Annotated in this window: 23 protein-coding genes; 4 read left to right on the top strand and 19 right to left on the bottom strand. The window is 38.4% G+C overall.

The genetic code is table 11. The features are described from left to right. Positions 1 to 12: 12 nt before the first annotated feature. The 14 genes from spoVAC to WKH56_RS02705 all read right to left on the bottom strand — a co-directional run bounded on the left by spoVAC (position 13) and on the right by WKH56_RS02705 (position 10,484). Positions 13 to 474 carry a stage V sporulation protein AC gene (gene spoVAC / locus WKH56_RS02640; protein WP_257040870.1) on the bottom strand — a complete coding sequence of 154 codons (462 nt, stop codon included), beginning with the start codon at positions 472 to 474 and terminating at the stop codon, positions 13 to 15. Positions 475 to 492: 18 nt separating this feature from the next. Beyond that, complete coding sequence (locus WKH56_RS02645; RefSeq protein WP_014458301.1) at positions 493 to 915, bottom strand: stage V sporulation protein AB; 423 nt, start codon at positions 913 to 915, stop codon at positions 493 to 495. Then, positions 905 to 1,525 carry a stage V sporulation protein AA gene (locus WKH56_RS02650; RefSeq protein WP_045292952.1) on the bottom strand — a complete coding sequence of 207 codons (621 nt, stop codon included), beginning with the start codon at positions 1,523 to 1,525 and terminating at the stop codon, positions 905 to 907. The genes WKH56_RS02645 and WKH56_RS02650 overlap by 11 nt, the downstream gene beginning before the upstream one ends. A 161-nt stretch (positions 1,526 to 1,686) precedes the next feature. Then, positions 1,687 to 2,448: an RNA polymerase sporulation sigma factor SigF gene (sigF, locus tag WKH56_RS02655; protein ID WP_013059074.1), complete on the bottom strand. Its 762-nt coding sequence runs from the start codon at positions 2,446 to 2,448 to the stop codon at positions 1,687 to 1,689. A gap of 12 nt (positions 2,449 to 2,460) precedes the next feature. After that, positions 2,461 to 2,904, bottom strand: coding sequence for an anti-sigma F factor (gene spoIIAB / locus WKH56_RS02660; RefSeq protein ID WP_013084935.1), 444 nt, complete (start codon positions 2,902 to 2,904; stop codon positions 2,461 to 2,463). After that, on the bottom strand, positions 2,904 to 3,254 hold the full coding sequence (gene spoIIAA / locus WKH56_RS02665) for an anti-sigma F factor antagonist (RefSeq protein WP_014458299.1): 351 nt from the start codon (positions 3,252 to 3,254) through the stop codon (positions 2,904 to 2,906). Before spoIIAA ends, spoIIAB begins: the two co-directional genes overlap by 1 nt. Before the next feature lie 102 nt (positions 3,255 to 3,356). Further along, positions 3,357 to 4,523 (bottom strand): D-alanyl-D-alanine carboxypeptidase family protein, encoded by a 1,167-nt coding sequence (locus tag WKH56_RS02670; protein WP_033579732.1) that lies wholly within the window; start codon positions 4,521 to 4,523, stop codon positions 3,357 to 3,359. Positions 4,524 to 4,639: 116 nt separating this feature from the next. After that, positions 4,640 to 5,470: a purine-nucleoside phosphorylase gene (locus WKH56_RS02675; protein ID WP_028411548.1), complete on the bottom strand. Its 831-nt coding sequence runs from the start codon at positions 5,468 to 5,470 to the stop codon at positions 4,640 to 4,642. Positions 5,471 to 5,486: 16 nt separating this feature from the next. Further along, on the bottom strand, positions 5,487 to 6,668 hold the full coding sequence (deoB, locus tag WKH56_RS02680; RefSeq protein ID WP_028411549.1) for a phosphopentomutase: 1,182 nt from the start codon (positions 6,666 to 6,668) through the stop codon (positions 5,487 to 5,489). 197 nt (positions 6,669 to 6,865) lie between these two features. After that, positions 6,866 to 7,759: a site-specific tyrosine recombinase XerD gene (gene xerD, locus WKH56_RS02685; protein WP_028411550.1), complete on the bottom strand. Its 894-nt coding sequence runs from the start codon at positions 7,757 to 7,759 to the stop codon at positions 6,866 to 6,868. A gap of 6 nt (positions 7,760 to 7,765) precedes the next feature. Beyond that, entirely contained in the window at positions 7,766 to 7,993 is a 228-nt protein-coding gene (locus WKH56_RS02690) for a YqzK family protein (RefSeq protein ID WP_013059081.1), read from the bottom strand. Positions 7,994 to 8,188: 195 nt separating this feature from the next. Further along, complete coding sequence (fur, locus tag WKH56_RS02695; protein ID WP_013059082.1) at positions 8,189 to 8,641, bottom strand: ferric iron uptake transcriptional regulator; 453 nt, start codon at positions 8,639 to 8,641, stop codon at positions 8,189 to 8,191. Positions 8,642 to 8,753: 112 nt separating this feature from the next. Beyond that, complete coding sequence (gene spoIIM / locus WKH56_RS02700) at positions 8,754 to 9,398, bottom strand: stage II sporulation protein M (RefSeq protein WP_025750451.1); 645 nt, start codon at positions 9,396 to 9,398, stop codon at positions 8,754 to 8,756. 534 nt (positions 9,399 to 9,932) lie between these two features. After that, positions 9,933 to 10,484 (bottom strand): NUDIX hydrolase, encoded by a 552-nt coding sequence (locus tag WKH56_RS02705; protein WP_028411551.1) that lies wholly within the window; start codon positions 10,482 to 10,484, stop codon positions 9,933 to 9,935. Between the two features lie 71 nt (positions 10,485 to 10,555). Here WKH56_RS02705 and mciZ point away from each other — a divergent pair, with 71 nt between their 5' ends. Both mciZ and WKH56_RS02715 read left to right on the top strand, forming a co-directional pair. Then, a complete protein-coding gene (gene mciZ / locus WKH56_RS02710; protein ID WP_033579730.1) occupies positions 10,556 to 10,723 on the top strand; it encodes a Z-ring formation inhibitor MciZ in 168 nt (55 codons plus the stop codon). 93 nt (positions 10,724 to 10,816) lie between these two features. After that, positions 10,817 to 11,734, top strand: coding sequence for an aldo/keto reductase (locus tag WKH56_RS02715; RefSeq protein ID WP_048019790.1), 918 nt, complete (start codon positions 10,817 to 10,819; stop codon positions 11,732 to 11,734). 27 nt (positions 11,735 to 11,761) lie between these two features. Here WKH56_RS02715 and WKH56_RS02720 read toward each other — a convergent pair whose 3' ends face one another. From WKH56_RS02720 to WKH56_RS02735, 4 genes are all read right to left on the bottom strand, one after another. Next, complete coding sequence (locus WKH56_RS02720) at positions 11,762 to 12,010, bottom strand: YqkE family protein (protein WP_033579729.1); 249 nt, start codon at positions 12,008 to 12,010, stop codon at positions 11,762 to 11,764. A 64-nt stretch (positions 12,011 to 12,074) separates the two neighbouring features. Further along, positions 12,075 to 12,743: a CoA transferase subunit B gene (locus tag WKH56_RS02725; RefSeq protein ID WP_028411554.1), complete on the bottom strand. Its 669-nt coding sequence runs from the start codon at positions 12,741 to 12,743 to the stop codon at positions 12,075 to 12,077. A 20-nt stretch (positions 12,744 to 12,763) separates the two neighbouring features. Next, positions 12,764 to 13,453: a CoA transferase subunit A gene (locus tag WKH56_RS02730; RefSeq protein ID WP_028411555.1), complete on the bottom strand. Its 690-nt coding sequence runs from the start codon at positions 13,451 to 13,453 to the stop codon at positions 12,764 to 12,766. Between the two features lie 238 nt (positions 13,454 to 13,691). After that, on the bottom strand, positions 13,692 to 14,879 hold the full coding sequence (locus WKH56_RS02735) for an acetyl-CoA C-acetyltransferase (protein ID WP_028411556.1): 1,188 nt from the start codon (positions 14,877 to 14,879) through the stop codon (positions 13,692 to 13,694). A gap of 177 nt (positions 14,880 to 15,056) precedes the next feature. Here WKH56_RS02735 and WKH56_RS02740 point away from each other — a divergent pair, with 177 nt between their 5' ends. Together WKH56_RS02740 and WKH56_RS02745 are read left to right on the top strand one after the other, a co-directional pair. Continuing rightward, positions 15,057 to 15,953, top strand: a complete 897-nt coding sequence (locus WKH56_RS02740; RefSeq protein ID WP_275210719.1) for a hydroxymethylglutaryl-CoA lyase — start codon at positions 15,057 to 15,059, stop codon at positions 15,951 to 15,953. Between the two features lie 68 nt (positions 15,954 to 16,021). After that, positions 16,022 to 16,933, top strand: a complete 912-nt coding sequence (locus tag WKH56_RS02745; RefSeq protein WP_033579727.1) for an alpha/beta hydrolase — start codon at positions 16,022 to 16,024, stop codon at positions 16,931 to 16,933. On the opposite strand, the gene WKH56_RS02750 is transcribed toward WKH56_RS02745, so the two are convergent. Beyond that, positions 16,930 to 17,268, bottom strand: a complete 339-nt coding sequence (locus tag WKH56_RS02750; RefSeq protein WP_310884100.1) for an iron-sulfur cluster biosynthesis family protein — start codon at positions 17,266 to 17,268, stop codon at positions 16,930 to 16,932. The genes WKH56_RS02745 and WKH56_RS02750 overlap by 4 nt on opposite strands. Positions 17,269 to 17,364: the final 96 nt, after the last annotated feature.

Here is a 17,364-nt window from a genome sequence, read left to right on the forward strand (position 1 = left end):
ATCCCCCTCTTTTCATAGCAAATAAGTTTTAAAAAGGTAGCGAATGATTCCTACAACGTAAGCCGAAACCGTCCCAAATACAATGACGTTTCCAGCTAGCTTGAACATGTTGGTCGCAACGCCGAGAACAATTCCTTCACTTCGATGTTCAAGCGCTGCACTCGTCATGGAATTGGCAAAACCCGTAACAGGAACGGCTGAACCTGCACCTGCGAATTGACCAATACGATCATATATCCCAAACCCGGTTAGGAGCGCAGATATTAAAATAAGGGTTGCGACGGTAGGATTACCTGCATTCTTTTCATTAAAGTCAAAAAATGCAATATAGAAATTTTGAATTGCCTGTCCTAATGTACAAATGATTCCCCCTACCAAAAAGGCCTTTAGGCAATTTGCCACATATGAAGTTTTAGGCTGAAATGGTTTAATGCTTTCTTGATAGTTATCTTTTAATTTTTGATTATTTGCCATGTTACATACATCCTTTTCTTATTGATTAACAAAATAAATCCAATGAAATAATGACCCGCATACTTTGCCTAGTACAATGGCCATTAACAATAAAATAAGCTTGCCTTCCATTCCTATTCGTTTCGTTAACGTCGGCAATACATTAAGCACTTCTGTTAAAGCCGCTGCCAGCATCCCAATAAAAATACCGCTCGTTAGACCTATGATCATAATAAGCACCGCAGGAAACTGCCACGTGTATTGATGAAGACTGCACCAACCGCCTGTAACGGCACCACCTACGACTCCCCACTCATATGCTTGAATGTATTTCATGGTTTTGGTCAGCTGCATCAAACGCGGAATAATGCCCAGCACCGTTAAAAATGCTACAAACCCAGCACCTGCAGCCAATCCTCCCGCAAGTCCAATTACAATGGTCATCACAATGTTAATGATCATCAATTTTTTTCATACTTTCTTTATTCTCGTGCATAATGACGTATTGATCTAAGTCTTGCTGGTAATTAAACATTTCGACTTCGAGAGGACTAGGCTCTTCATTAATTCGTTTTCTAAAGACGTGGTTAAAAAACAGAATCATTCCCAATCCTAAACCGATAGAGTAAGGCACTTGAATCAGCAAAGGCTGCTTATCTCTCAGACCGGTCAGCATATAGAACAACTTTTGATGTACTTGTCTCATACTCACATCTTCGTGAAAGTTCATAATTGCTAAAGCGGCTCCGATGAAGAGAAGAAACCAAACAGCTAGAAAAAACAAAAAGGAATATTGTTTCTTTTTGTACACGACTTCTACAATTGTTTGAGCGGGTCCAATCGTCTGAATGTCTAAGTGCGGATACTGAGAGGCAACTTTTTCAATTACCTTCATTAAATCAACAATGATAATATTTCGATCACTCATACTTACTTGATAGACAATTAGCTTTTCAATTTGTTTTTGAACAGAATCTCCTGCTATAACCATTGCTAATTGTCCAATATTTACAGCTTCATCAGGTTTTACTTGAATACGATGCCTCATTTTAAGATAAAGAACGTTTTCCATTCATATCACACCTTACGATTCATTATCTCCCTGTACGTGTAGTATGGATTTTCTTAAATTTTCTAATTCACGTTTCTGAACAGACCATTAATTACCAAATAAAAAAAGCAATTCGTTTCACTATTCTTCTTTGAATAGCAAAACGGATTGCTTCTTAAGTATTACGTATCATTCATATGCAGCTTCATTTGTTTTAAGATTTTCTTCTCAAGCCTCGATACCTGAACCTGAGAAATTCCCAGCCTTGCGGCCACTTCGGACTGAGTTTGATCTTTGTAATACCTCAAATAGACAATGAGCTTTTCACGCTCATCAAGTTCTTCAATTGCTTCTTTTAAAGCAATTTTATCAAACCACTTCGCTTCCGTATGATCAGCAATTTGGTCAAGAAGGGTAATTGGATCTCCATCATTTTCATAGACGGTCTCGTGAATAGACGAAGGAGCACGATTAGCTTCTTGAGCTAGCACTACTTCTTCAGGAGTGAGATCCAAATGTTCTGCAACCTCAGCGACTGTAGGGACGCGTCCAAGCAATTTGGAAAGCTCGTCTTTTGCTTTACGTATTTTATTGCTCATTTCTTTCAGAGAACGACTAACCTTTACCGTGCCATCATCACGAATAAACCGCTGAATTTCACCAATAATCATTGGAACAGCATATGTTGAAAATTTAACATCATACGATAGATCAAATTTATCAACGGACTTTAATAGTCCTATACATCCAATTTGAAATAAATCATCGGGCTCATAACCACGGTTAATAAAACGTTGAACAACCGACCAAACGAGCCGCATATTTTTTTGGACGATTGTATCTCTTGCAATTTGATCACCTTGCTGACTGCGCTTGATGAGGTCTTTAACTTCATGATCCTTTAAATACGGTTCGTTTTTATTTTTTTTGACCTCCACATCCATTGGCAAGTCTCCTTAATTACATAGCGCTTTACTATTTGTTAAGTGCTTTTTTAAATATAAGGTCGTACCTTCTAATACAGTAGACTCCACTCGAATTTCGTCCATAAAGTTTTCCATTATAGTGAAACCCATTCCAGAACGTTCTAGATCTGGTTTCGTTGTGTATAAAGGCTGCTTGGCTTCATCCACATTATCAATACCAATTCCTTCATCACGAATCATCAGCTCGACTACACCGTCTTCATGAAGCGTCACAGAAATATATACCACACCATCCGGATTGCTTTCGTAGCCGTGAATAATAGCATTTGTTACTGCTTCAGATACGACTGTTTTAATTTCTGTTAACTCATCCATTGTTGGATCTAACTGCGTAATAAATGATGCTACCGTGACGCGGGCAAACGATTCATTTTGACTAAGCGCGGAAAATTGGAGGTTCATTTGATTTTTCATTATGCCACCCCCAATTTTTGAAGCGCGTTTTCTTCATTAGGTTCAAAACGAATAATTTTAAATAAGCCTGACATATTAAACAAACGTTCTACAGCGGGAGAAATAGCGCATACAACCATTTCCCCACCGTTATTATGAACTTGTTTGTATCTCCCTAAAATAACCCCCAACCCAGAGCTGTCCATAAAGGTTAAATGCTGTAAATTTAAAATCAAATGGCTGATAGATTCCTTCTCTATCGCTTGGGTAATTTTGCTTCTTAGCTCTTCAGCCGTATGATGATCTAATTCTCCTGTTAATCGAACCAACAAGACATCTTGTTTGAATTCCAATTCAATTGAAAGACTCACTATACAAACCTCCTCGGAAATCTTATAGTCAATCTTTCGCTGCCAACAGAATAGAATCCTTCTCACCGACAAAACTAGTTCTATTTCGTCACATTTAGCTGTTTAAGATGTTTGAGAGAAAATAGAGAACGTACGTTTAAATAGCTTCCACCAAGAAGCAGCATCGATATCTTCTTTTGCAAGAAGCGGTGAAGAACTCATTACTTTGTTATCCTTCTTAATGGTCAACGTTCCAATTTTGTCGCCTTTTTGAATAGGCGCATTTAACTTCTCGTTCATTTTCACTTCTGTTTTAACATCTTTGGCTGCATTTCCTTTTTTCAATAAAACAGAAATAGGCTCTGACGTAACGGCTGTTACCTGATCTTCACTACCCTTGTTTACATCTATCTTGGCAATAACGTCTCCTTTTTTGTATAAAGGCTTCGTTGTATATTGACTGAATGCGTAGTCTAACATTTTGGTTACTTGATTATTGCGATCTTTTGGCGTGCTTGCACCGAATACAACCGCTAACACACGCATATTTCCCTTTTTAGCGGTAGCTGTTAGGCAATACTTAGCTTGACCTGTAAATCCCGTTTTGAGTCCGTCAACCCCGGGATAAAACTTCACTAAGCGATTCGTATTTACTAACCAAAACTTCTTATCTGTATCCGTGCGTAAATAAGCTTCGTATTTACTTGTATAGTTAATAATTTTTTCATACTTTAGTAGCTCTCTGCCCATCATGGCCATATCATGAGCTGTACTATAGTGATTTTCTACAGGCAGGCCTGTCGGATTTTGAAATTTTGTATGAGTCAAACCAAGCTCTTTCGCTTTTTGGTTCATCTTTGCTACAAATTTTTCTTCTGATCCAGCTAAATATTCAGCCATTGCCATAGAAGCATCGTTACCAGAACCTATCGCAATCCCTTTTAGCAAATCATTTACCGTCATTTCTTCTCCGGGCTCTAAAAAGATTTGTGAGCCTCCCATTGAAGCGGCATATTCACTTGCTCGCACTTTATCTTTTAAGGTAATTTTCCCTTTATCCAAAGCCTCCATAATTAAAATCATTGTCATAATTTTAGTCATACTGGCAGGGGGAAGTTCTTGATTACTATTTTTTTCGTATAGAATTTTTCCTGTATCCCGTTCAATTAAAATAGCTGACCTAGCACTGTCAGCAAGCTCAGAACTCTTTTTTTCTGCGGCTAAAACAGGTTGCGTCATAAGTGGAAATAAAAATATGACAACGAGTAACTTTACAATAGTTCGCTTCATCTCCACAAACCTCCATTCTTTATACAACCTATTTTTTCCAAGGTATAATCGATTTATACTAAACGAAATAAAAAAAGCATCGAGAAATTCTCGATGCTTGAAGTCATATTTTCTTCTTATTTTTGATCAGCTGGAAGTTGCTTTACTACTTCTTTTACAAGCGATAAAAACTGCTGTTTTACTTTTTCAGTCGTTTCAATCACTTCTTCATGATTTAAGGGCTGATCTAAAATACCAGCTGCCATATTAGAAATACAAGAAATACCCAGTACTTTCATACCTGCATGGCGTGCTACAATAACTTCTGGTACTGTAGACATACCGACCGCGTCTCCCCCGATAATGCGAAGCATGCGTACTTCAGCAGGCGTTTCATATGTTGGACCTGTATTTCCTACATATACACCTTCTTGTAAGGCGATATTTAAATCAGCTCCTACTTTCTTCGCTAATTGACGAAGGTCCTTGCAGTAAGCAGTTGACATATCCGGGAATCTTACGCCAAAATCAGAGTCATTAGGTCCAATCAAAGGGTTCGTTCCAAAGTTATTAATATGATCAGAAATAATCATTAAGTCTCCTGGATTAAAGGATTCGTTTACTCCGCCTGCTGCATTCGTTACAATCAACGTTTCTACACCGATTTCTTTCATTACGCGCACTGGAAATGTTACTTTATCAAGGGCGTACCCTTCATAAAAGTGAAAACGTCCTTGCATAGCTACAACCGGTACGTCATGAATAGTACCTATCACTAATTGACCTGCGTGACCTTCAACTGTTGAAACCGGGAACTCAGGAATGTCGTTGTACGGAATTTTTACCGCGCCTTCAATTTCGTCAGCTAATACCCCTAGTCCAGAACCTAAAATAAGCCCAATGGTTGGTGTAACAGCTGATTGATTTTTAATATATGCTGCTGCTTTTTCAATATATTCTTTTTTCATACTCCATTCCCCCTGCTTAATTCAGCTCTTGTAAAAAACTTTTTCCATGCTTAGGCATTGCTACGCCAAAATTTTCTGCTACCGTTGCGCCAATATCCGCAAACGTTTGACGAATAGAAAGTTCTTTTCCTTCTTTCATGCCTTTATTGTACACAAGAAGCGGCACGTATTCACGCGTATGGTCTGTCCCATGATGAACAGGGTCATTTCCATGATCAGCTGTAATAATCAATAAATCATCTTCTTTTAATAAATCAAATACTTCTTCCAAGCGTGCATCATATTCTTCAAGCGCTTGCCCATATCCTTGTGGATCGCGGCGATGGCCATAGAGAGCATCAAAATCAACTAAATTTAAGAAGCTCAAGCCTGTGAAGTCCATGTTTAATGTATCAACTAGCTTATCCATGCCGTCCATATTCGACTTGGTACGAAGAGATTTTGTGACCCCTTCTCCGTCGTAAATATCAGAAATTTTACCGATAGCAATAACATCGATGTCATTGTCTTTTAATTCATTCATTACTGTACGTCCAAAAGGCTTTAATGCATAGTCATGACGATTGGATGTACGAGTGAAGTTACCTGGTTCACCTAAAAACGGGCGAGCGATAACACGTCCAATCATATATGGATCATCAAGCGTTAATTCACGAGCAATCTCACAAATTTTGTACAATTCATCAATTGGAACAATTTCTTCATGAGCAGCAATTTGCAAAACAGAATCCGCTGATGTATAGACGATTAAGTCACCTGTTTCCATATGCTGTTTTCCTAGCTCATCTAAAATTTCTGTACCAGATGCTGGTTTGTTCCCAATAATTTTACGGCCTGTTTTTTCTTCTAATTGTGAAATCAGCTCTTCTGGAAATCCGTCTGGAAACACATTAAAAGGCGTATCAATATTAAGGCCCATAATTTCCCAATGACCTGTCATTGTATCTTTTCCGGCAGAAGCTTCCTGCATTTTTGTATAGTAAGCGAGCGGCTTTTCGGCTTTATCAATTCCTTTAATTTCACGGATATTGCTTAGACCAAGCTTAGCCATATTAGGCATATGAAGACCGTTGCAGTGTTCTGCAATATGACCAAACGTATCGGCACCTTTATCATTGTATTTTTCAGCATCCGGTGATTCACCGATACCTACTGAATCCATGACAACTAAAAATACGCGTTTATATGTATGCGCCATTTTATTCCCTCCAAATATCAATTTATTTATTCTCTATAAAATTCCCGTTTGGAAATAATTTAACCATCTTCTCTTATTGGTCAGAAGTCTGACCTCTCTATTAGTATAGACGCTTTTTATTTTTTTGTACACAGGAATGAAAGTGTTCTCAATCAAAAAAACCAATGTCTATGAACTTACTGGACATTGGGATCTTCCTACGCTCGCGGGTGAAACTGATTGTATACATCTTTTAAACGAGCTTTTGTGACATGTGTATAAATTTGAGTGGTCGAAATATCCGCATGCCCGAGCATTTCTTGAACAGCTCTCAAATCCGCGCCGTTCTCTAACAAATGAGTAGCAAACGAATGGCGTAACGTATGTGGAGTTAATTCTTTTTCAATTTTTGCTTCAGAAGCTAACTTTTTTAATATTTTCCAAAACCCCTGCCTTGTCAAGCGCCTTCCATGATGATTAACAAAAAGTGCTTTGTCCTGTTCCTTTTGCTTTGTTAAAATACTCCGGCCATGCTGTAAGTACTCTTCAATCGCCTCTGTTGCCAACCTTCCGATGGGGACAATTCTCTCTTTATTCCCTTTTCCGATACACCGAATAAATCCCATCGTCAAATGTGCATCATCAATATTTAAGTTAACGAGTTCAGATACACGAATTCCAGTAGCATAAAGCAATTCAAGCATCGCTTTGTCTCGTATGCCAAAAGGCGTCGAAGTATCAAACACATTTAACAGCGCCTCTACTTCCTCTGCATTTAGCACTTTTGGCAGCTTGCGCTCAAGCTGCGGAGTATCAATATGAACGGATGGATCTGTATCCGCTGCTTTTTCTCTTAGTAAGAATTGATGAAAAGATCTAGTTGAAGCCACATGTCTCGCAATCGTTTTAGATGACTTTTGCTGATCACTTAAATATTTCAGAAAATTAACGATGTGGAGTCTTGTTACTTCATTAAATGATTTCAGCTGCTCTACATGCTCTAAATATTGAGCATACTTTTTTAAATCTCGTTCATACGAATCAATCGTATTTTTCGCCAGTCCCCGCTCTACTACTAAATAATGAATAAAATCTTGAATTTGATCATTCAATAGCCTCTACTCCCCGTTTTGATAAAACATAAATAAACGCTCCAGCCACGTCTGATCTTTGTTCACACTTGCTTGCATGACTTTAACTGCTGAACCCGACGGCTCATCATAACGTTTATAATTTTGATACTCTTGAGATACCCATATCATTCCAAAATAAAACAAAAGAGTAAACCCGGTAAATAAGATAAATACTTTACATGTATTATATACCATTTCAGCCCATGATTTCATGAAACAATTCCTCCAATTTTTGATTCTATTAGAAGATATGCCAATTGGGACAGGTTTTATACATGTTTCTTGCCTTTATACGCTGAGTTCTCTCCTTGTCATTTCCTTCCTTTCTATAAAACCATATAGCTTGTAACCTCGTTATTTTTTCTATTTATGTACAACAAAAAACCTTCTCCATTATGGAAAAGGCTTTTACTGCTTGTCTTCTTTATCCTGACAGCGATGGCAAATGCCATGAAATGTCAAGCGGTGATCTTTAATTTTAAAATTCCATTGCTTTTCCACAATTTCTTCAACGTCTTCAAGCAAATCTTCTTGAATTTCGTCCACAGATCCACATTCCATACACACAAGGTGATGATGAAAGTGTGCGGCTCCTTCTTGTCTTAAATCGTAGCGAGAAACGCCATCGCCAAAGTTTATTTTATCAACAATTTTAAGTTCAGTTAACAATTCTAACGTACGATAAACAGTTGCCAATCCAATTTCCGGAGACTTTTCCTTGACGAGGAGATATACATCTTCGGCACTTAAATGATCCTCTTCATGTTCAAGAAGTACTCTTACAGTCGCCTCACGTTGAGGTGTCAATTTATAGCTAGCTGAGTGCAACTGCTGCTTAATTCGCTCAATTCGACTTTCCATAATTATTCCCTCCCTCGCCATTCACTAATCCATTATATCAGATGTGTCGAGGGTGTCAAAATAAAGTTATTCTTAATAAGAAAAAAGAATTCTTTTTATTTAATACTTATTCTTACTTATTTAATAGAGCCATTACACTTTTCATTAAAGTAGGTGATACATAAGCTTCAACTGTAGCTGCACAGGCAACCAAACATATCATTGCAATCATCGTGCCGCTATAGCGTAAAAAGGATGCAGAAATAGGCTCCGCTGCTTTTTTAAAAAACTGCTGCCGCACGAGCTTCAAAGAAAAGGCAACTGAAGCTGCAGACAGAATCAGAAATGCCGGTATGAGAAAGATATTTTGCGGCATAACAGATACAAAAGATAGCGCAAACCCAGAGAGTCCCATTTGATTGACTAAAAAGCCTACGGTAAAACCAATCACCATTCCTTTTAAAAACAGCAGAATTAACACTACAGGCAAACCAATAATAGCAATTCCTAGTATCCAAATGAGCCCTAAGTATTTAACATTGTGAAAAAAACTTTGCTGAAACATTTCAACGCTGCTTGCTACTTCCCCACTCTTTACCTGTCCGAAAAACCGGTTTAAATAGAAGTACAGGTCTTCTTTTTGATCAAGCGTCAAACTATTTACAACAATAGCCCCAAAAATGATTCCCATTAAAAACAGCACGGTTACAAATAAATAAATAGAACTGTTTTCTTGAAAATGTCTTGCATACGATAATGGCAATTGTTTTTTTCTCATCGTCTTCCTCCTATTAATCGCTTAATAGAGTGTATGATAGAGTACAAAAACTATGCCAAGAATCTTTTAAATCTATCACATAAAAAAGAGATTAAGACATAATGAAATTAATCTAATCTAAATAAGAACAAATGAGATAGTATGGATAGCTTGTGACACCGCTGTTGATTTTCATGCAAGGCTTCACTTTCCGCGGGCGGCCGGTGAGCCTCCTCGTCGCGTACGCTCCTGCGGGGTTTCACCTATTCCGCTTTTTCCGCAGGAGTCTTCGCCTTGACCTCCAATCAACCGCTAGAACCAACTACATAAATGAAAGCTACGTTCACCATCAACTTCAAAAAAATCCGAACGAATTTGATTCTAAATCAAGAATCTCTATTTATCGTTCGGATTTTTCTTCAACTAATATATGGTTGTCACACATTTTTTAAGCTAGAGATACGCGCATGCCTGTTTTTTCTCACATCAAATGACGTTTCAATGTAAACCTTTAAATTGCTAGATTGCCGTACGTATGTAAAAGAAAAAACTCTCTTACTCTCCTAATCCGCTTTTTAACTGTAAGTACTGCACAGCATATGCTGTTTTTGCATCGTAAATTTCTTTGTTTTGAATAAGAGTAAGGGCCTCATCTACAGTAACTTCCATCACTTCAACAAATTCATCTTCGTCCAATTCCGCTTTGGTGGTCATCACTTTTAAATCTTCTGCTAAATAAACGTGAACCAACTCATCTGCAAAACCTGGCGATGTGTAAAAAGAAATAATATGGCTAAGGGAATCTGTTGTATAGCCCGTTTCTTCTTCTAACTCACGTTTTGCCGTTACAATCGGCTCTTCTCCTTTTTCCAGCTTGCCGGCTGGAATTTCCACTAAAATACGATCCATCGGTCTGCGATACTGTTTGACCATAACCATTTTATGATCGCTTGTTAACGCAATGACAGCGACAGCTCCAGGATGCTTAACTACTTCTCTTGTACTCGTTTTTCCGTTCGGAAGCTCTACTTCTTCTAAGTACAAATCAATCACTCTGCCTCCAAACAGCTTTTCAGAAGACCGCATTTTTTCTGTTAAATGATCCATTTTCTCCACCTCGTTCTATTTTTTTGACTCTTACATATATTCTATCATACGAATCTTGGGAGGTAGAAAAAATGAAAGTTTATGTTCACGAGAAGCAAATCATTTTAGTCGGTAAAGCATGGGAAATTAAGCAAAAGTTAAAAGAATACGGCGAACAATTTCAGTATGTTGATGAGTGGACGAACGCTATCTCTCAAAATTTTAATTCTTACAAACAACAAGCAGACTGCAGACACTAATTGTGCTGCAGTTTTTTAATCTTCTTATTTGAGTTTCTCTCTATCATAGCGCTACAATAGATAGAAACAAGTAAAAAATAAGGAGTGGCATATATGGAAAAAAGACGCTTAGGTACTTCAGATTTGCTGGTCAGTACATTAGGTTTAGGATGCATGTCTCTTGGCACGGAACAGAAACACGCTGTCAATATGATTGATGAAGCTCTGGAATATGGCATTAATTATTTTGATACAGCAGATTTATATGATTTTGGCTTAAACGAGGAGTTTGTGGGACAAGCTTTAAAAAACCGCAGACATGATATTGTTTTAGCCACAAAAGTAGGAAATCGCTGGAATGATGCAAAAGACAGCTGGACGTGGGATCCGTCTAAAGCTTACATAAAAGATGAAGTAAAAGAAAGCCTGCGCCGGCTTCAAACGGATTACATCGATTTATATCAACTGCACGGAGGGACTGTTGAAGACAATATTGAAGAAACGATTGAAGCATTTGAAGAATTAAAACAAGAAGGCGTCATTCGCTACTATGGTATTTCATCTATCCGCCCGAATGTGATTCGAGAGTATGTGCAAAACTCTTCTATTGTCAGTGTCATGATGCAATACAGCTTGTTAGACAGACGTCCTGAAGAAAGTGCACTTCCCCTTTTGCACGATAACGGCATTAGCGTTGTAGCCAGAGGTCCAGTAGCCAAAGGGCTGCTAACCGAAAACGGAGAGCAAAAGCTTGCTGCATTCGAAGGTAAGGGATACTTAGACTATAGCGGTACGGAATTATCAAAAACGATTGAAGCATTTCGTCACGTACGACCAAATCACTCTCTGAATTCAACTGCACTTCAATACTGTTTAGCTAATCCTGCGGTAGCCTCAGTTGTAGCAGGAGCAAGCTCTTCTTCACAGCTTCGTGAAAACGTAAAGGCTGTCGAGACCTCCCCGCTACAGCCTACTGAAGTGAGCAAGCTGCACTCGATTTTTAAAGCAAATCAATATGAAGCTCATCGTTAAAAAATAAAAGCGCCTTTATCGGCGCTTTTATTTTTTAAACTCGGACCAGTTCATATCACTTTCATTTAACAGTTCTTCAAACGATTTATTTTTTTCTTTTTCTTTTCGAATTCGAGCAGCTTCTTTACGTTCTGTTTCTTTCTGCTCTTCTTCTTTTAAAGAAAGCGCCTGTTTTTTAGCCTGAAGCTGTTTTAATAAGCTATCATTTAGCTGATCTTTGATACTGAGCTGATCATTTTGTTTTTGTGCTGATTGTTTTTGCTTTTTTTTAGCCATCACAATTCCCCCGCTACTTTAATTGAGAGATATTGTATCATATTCTTGCTTTTGTTACCAAAAATCAAAATGCATCTAGTTTTACATGTTCATCAATGATTAAAGTTGGCTCTGTAGACTGTTGAATATCTTCTACCGTATAGCCTTTCGCTACTTCGACAAGTTTTAGGCCTTCTGCCGTAATGTCAATCACCGCTCGATCTGTAATAATACGATCTACTACCCCTTTTCCTGTCAGAGGGAGGGTGCACTCATTTAAGATTTTAGGTTGGTCTTTTCTCGTCACATGTTCCATAATAACAATGATGCGCTGCGCTCCATGAACTAAATCCATTGCACCGCCCATTCCTTTAATCATTTTTCCAGGAATCATCCAGTTAGCTAAGTCACCAGTTTTTGAGACTTCCATGCCTCCTAAAATCGCAATATTAATATGCCCTCCGCGAATCATGCCAAACGATTCAGCACTGTCGAAGTAAGAAGCCCCTTTTGTCGCCGTTACGGTTTCTTTACCTGCATTAATTAAATCAGGATCTACTTCTCCTTCTTTCGGATATGGTCCAATGCCTAACAGACCGTTTTCGGACTGAAGCACAACCGTTTTATTATCTGAGATATGATTAGCCACAAGCGTTGGAATACCAATTCCAAGGTTTACATAAAATCCGTCCAAAATTTCTTTTTCAGCACGTTTTGCAATTCGCTCTCTCACGTTCACGCCGTTTTCAATCATGAAAAATCTCTCCCCTTTTGTTATTTTTGAACGGTTAAACGCTCAATACGTTTTTCTTGTTCACCAATAATTAACGATTGAACATATACACTAGGTGTGTGGATAATATTTGGATCAAGTGAACCTGTTGGATGAAGTTCCTCTACTTCTGCTATCGTCACTTTTCCTGCTGCTGCAATCATTGGGCTGAAATTGCGCGCTGTCTTGTTATACACTAAATTCCCCATATGATCGGCTTTCCAAGCTCTAACCAAACTAAAATCAGCTTTTAACGCCTCTTCTAGTAAATATTCTTTCCCATCAAACACACGAACTTCTTTTCCTTCAGCAATGGGTGTTCCCACTCCCGCTGGTGTATAAAATGCAGGTATGCCCGCTCCGCCGGCGCGAATCTTTTCAGCTAGCGTGCCTTGAGGTAGCAATTCTACTTCAATTTCTCCTGACAATACTTGTCTTTCAAACTCTTTATTTTCTCCCACGTAAGAGCCAATCATCTTTTTAATTTGTTTGTTTTTCAGAAGCAGTCCAAGTCCCCAGTCGTCTACGCCGCAGTTATTTGAGATTACGGTTAAATCTTTTACCCCCGTTTCAACTAACGCTAAAATCAAATTCTCCGGAATTCCACATAAACCAAAACCACCGACCATCATCGTAGCACCGTCGTGAATATCTTTCACCGCTTCTTTAAACGACGTATGTACTTGTTTCATACATAACCACCCCTTCGTTATTTTTGAAAACGCTTTCTAATCTATTATAAAAGATTTTTATTTCTTTTTAAATATATATATAACTAAAAATTATAATTTAATCATTTTTTTGTCAAAAAAGTTATATTAGTAGACAAAATTCAAAGAAAAACAAAAACGCCACGAGTTCCAAAGCAGTATGTTTGGAATCTGTGGCGTTGTGATATAGCTTTAATGTTTGTTAAAGCTATATCAAAAATTAAGGACGTTCAACGATTGTTGCAACACCTTGGCCTCCGCCAATACATAACGTTGCTAAACCAAGTTTTGCGTCGCGTTTTTGCATTTCATGAATAAGTGAAACCAGGACACGTGTACCACTTGCACCAATAGGATGTCCAAGCGCAATTGCTCCACCGTTTACATTTAAAATATCATGGTTAAATTGAAGTTCACGATCCACAGCGATTGACTGTGCAGCGAATGCTTCGTTTGCTTCTACTAGTTGAACGTCTTCTAATGAAACAGCAGCTCTTTCAAGCGCCTTTTTCACTGCGCTTACAGGACCGATTCCCATAATGCTTGGGTCTACTCCAGCAGTTGCATTAGCTTTAATAGACACTAATGGTGTTAGGCCTAACTCGTCTGCTTTTTTACGGCTCATTACCACTACTGCAGCTGCACCGTCATTGATACCAGATGCATTACCAGCTGTTACTGAACCGTCTTTTTTGAAAGCTGGACGTAGCTTTCCTAGACTTTCAGCCGTTGTGCCTGCGCGTGGGAACTCATCTTGTTCAAAAATTGTTACTTGGCCTTTTCTTCCAGGCACTTCTACTGGCACAATTTCATCTGCGAAACGGCCAGATTGAATAGCTGCTTCTGCTTTTTGCTGACTTGAAGCTGCAAATGCATCTTGTTCGTCGCGAGTAATTTCATATTTATCACACAGGTTTTCAGCTGTAACGCCCATATGGTAGTCGTTAAATGCACACCATAATCCATCTTGGATCATGCTGTCGACTACTTTTTGATCGCCCATTTTAAACCCGTTGCGTGCATTTTTTAATAGGTATGGTGCTTGGCTCATGTTTTCCATTCCACCAGCAACAATCACATCAGCATCCCCAGCAAGAATCGCCTGTGTAGCGAGATGTACTGCTTTTAGTCCTGATCCGCATACTTTATTGATGGTTAATGCTGAAACAGTTTCAGGTAACCCTGCTGCTAAAGTTGCTTGTCGTGCTGGATTTTGTCCTAAACCTGCTTGTAAGACATTTCCCATAATAACTTCATCTACTTCGTTTGCTGATACCCCTGCTTTGTTTAAAGCTTCTTTGATTACAGTACCACCTAAAGTTGTTGCGGATACATTTTGTAAGCTTCCCCCAAAGCTGCCGATTGCTGTACGTACAGCGCTTACAATGACTACTTCTGTTTGACCCATGTCGAAAACCTCTCCTTACTGTTTGATTACTGTGATTAACTGTCACTTGTATTAATTTCGACATCGCTTGCGAAATTCCTCTTTTTTTGTAAAAATTTATAATTTTTATTGAATTTTAATTTTTTAGAATTAAAATAAATATTAGTAAGCGTTTACATTGTGGGAGGAGAGCGGTTTATGGGATTTCCTGAAAAAGTAACAATTATAGAAGTTGGTCCACGAGATGGACTTCAAAATGAAAAAAATTTTGTTCCAACTGATAAAAAAATTAATTTTATCAAAAAATTAAAAGATGCTGGACTATCTGAAATCGAAATTACATCCTTTGTTTCTCCAAAATGGGTTCCTCAAATGAAAGATGCTTCTACTATTGCACCTATATTCCAGCCTGATACATGCCGAAACATTGTACTGGTGCCGAATCAAAAAGGCTTGGAAAAGGCACTGCAAGCTGATTGCCGCTCGGTTGCGCTTTTTATTGGCGTAAGCGATACTTTTAATCAAAAAAATATTAACAAAAACACCGAAGAAGCTGTTCAAACGCTGCTTCCTCTCATTCAGCAGCTTAAGCAGCAAGAATGTTTTATTCGCACCTGCATTTCCACCGCCTTTTATTGCCCATATGAAGGAAAAATAAATGAACGTGACGTGCTGAGCCTTTGCGAAAGCTTTGTGGAAGCTGGAGTAGATGAGCTAAGCGTTGCCGATACAATTGGCATGGCAAATCCTAAAGATGTATTTTCACTTTTCTCGAAATTAAAACAAAGTTTTTCCCACACGCTACTTGCTGCGCACTTTCACGATACGAGAGGATTGGCTATTGCAAATATCTATGCAGCTCTGCAAGCCGGTATTAACAGGTTCGATTCATCCGCTGGCGGGCTAGGAGGATGTCCATTTGCTAAGGGAGCAACGGGAAACGTAGCTACCGAAGATCTTGTCTTTATGCTTCATGAAATGGGTATTTCCACTTCTATTAATGAAGAAAAGCTGCTCGAAGCGGTCGATTTTATCGCTCCTTACATTTCAAGACAGATTGAAAGCAAGCAATACTCTTTATTTGCACAGCGTTAAAAATTAGGTTTTTATGAGAGCGATGCTATAATAACTAATAGCTATATTAACAAAAGGAGCCGCTAATCATGAAAAAATGGCTATTATTAGTAGGAAGCGTTCTCGGAGCATTTGCCGCTCTTGGCATCTTTTTTACAAATCAAATGATGTACATCCGTAAAAAGACCGACAAAGTTATTATTGACCGCGATACGGAAGATGGCTTTTATGATGAGAAAGTCTATAGCACTCTTCCTAAAGAAGCATTTGTACTTCCTTCTTCTCTAGGCTATAACATAGCTGGGACCGTTATTAAACAACACGATCACAACCGATTTATGATTCTTTCGCATGGAGTCACAGTTCATTCACTGAATTCTATGAAATATGCTCGGCTTTTTCTGAAGCTTGGATGGAACGTCGTTCTTTATGATCATCGCCGTCACGGCAAGTCTGAAGGGAAAACAACGAGCTACGGCTATTATGAAAAGCTGGACCTTCAATCTGTTGTTCACTGGGTAAAAGAACAATTCGGTTCAACTATTTCCCTTGGGATTCACGGGGAGTCTATGGGAGCTGCGACCACTCTTTTGTATGCTGGAATGGAAGACGGAGCTGATTTTTATATTGTCGACTGCCCTTTTTCAGACTTGGAAGAACTTCTTGCCTATCGCTTAAAACAAGATTTCCATCTGCCCAAACAGCTTGTGATGCCAGCAGCCAATATTATTTTAAAATGGCGAGAAGGCTATTCATTTAAAGACGTATCCCCCATTTCAGTCGTAGATCAAATAAAACATCCTGTTCTGTTTATCCATAGTAAAGAAGATGACTATATTCTTCCTAAAATGACGGAGCAGCTGCATGCCAAAAAAATGGGTGCAAAACGGATGTATTTGGCACCTGTAGGCACTCATGCCCGCTCGTATGCTGATAATCCAGGGGAATATGAACAAGTTATTGAATCATTTTTAGAAAAAATACAAAAAGAAGCGCATTAAAGCGCTTCTTTTGTTTTATCGATGAATGACATGCGCGGATTTAAAATTTGAGAAGGACATTTTAGCATAAACGCATATGCACTTTCATTGTAGTCAACCGTCATATTATCATCTAGAAATACTTGCTTTGTTTTTTCGACAAGAACGGGAACAAAATTCGTCTCGATGGTCACATCATCGCTCTCTTTTTCATCAACAATCCATAGCATCGTTACACCGCTCACCACACAGCCGCATCCATCCGTATCGTATTTCAATTTTAAATATAGTGAAGAATCTTTTCCGTACTTTTCTTGTATTTTTGTTATTGCTTTATTTGTAAAGGTAATATTCATTTTCCTTTAACTCCTTTTAAACTAATTGTATAAACAAACGAAAATTGCTTATATAATGAGTATAATACACATCTTGCTTTCATTAAACTCTGGCGC

It is taken from the genome of Priestia sp. SB1, from assembly GCF_038898415.1.